We start from the raw sequence: 339 nt of genomic DNA, 5'->3' as shown, positions 1-339 counted from the left end.
CCACAACTCATCCCCGCAATTTTCAACTTACGTGGGTTCGGTCCTCCAGCGCGTTTTACCGCGCCTTCAACCTGGTCATGGGTAGGTCACTTGGTTTCGGGTCTGCATCAGCCAACTTCTCGCCCTCTTCAGACTCGCTTTCGCTGCGGCTCCGTCTTTTCTGACTTAACCTTGCTGACTAACGCAACTCGCCGGTTCATTCTCCAAAAGGCACGCCATCACCCGTTAACGGGCTCTGACTACTTGTAGGCACACGGTTTCAGGTTCTCTTTCACTCCCCTCCCGGGGTTCTTTTCACCTTTCCCTCACGGTACTGGTTCACTATCGGTCACTGGTTAG

The 339-nt window shown here is 54.0% G+C and carries 1 rRNA gene; it reads right to left on the bottom strand.

Annotation, left to right across the window (positions count from 1 at the left end):
- Positions 1-339: ribosomal RNA gene (locus lacNas_RS03825) — 23S ribosomal RNA — on the bottom strand; the annotation flags it as partial.

The organism is Lactobacillus nasalidis, assembly GCF_016587775.1.
GTDB classification, from domain to species: Bacteria; Bacillota; Bacilli; order Lactobacillales; family Lactobacillaceae; genus Lactobacillus; species Lactobacillus nasalidis.
Note: the sequence above shows the minus strand (reverse complement) of the source record. Positions and strands in the feature narration are given on the sequence as shown.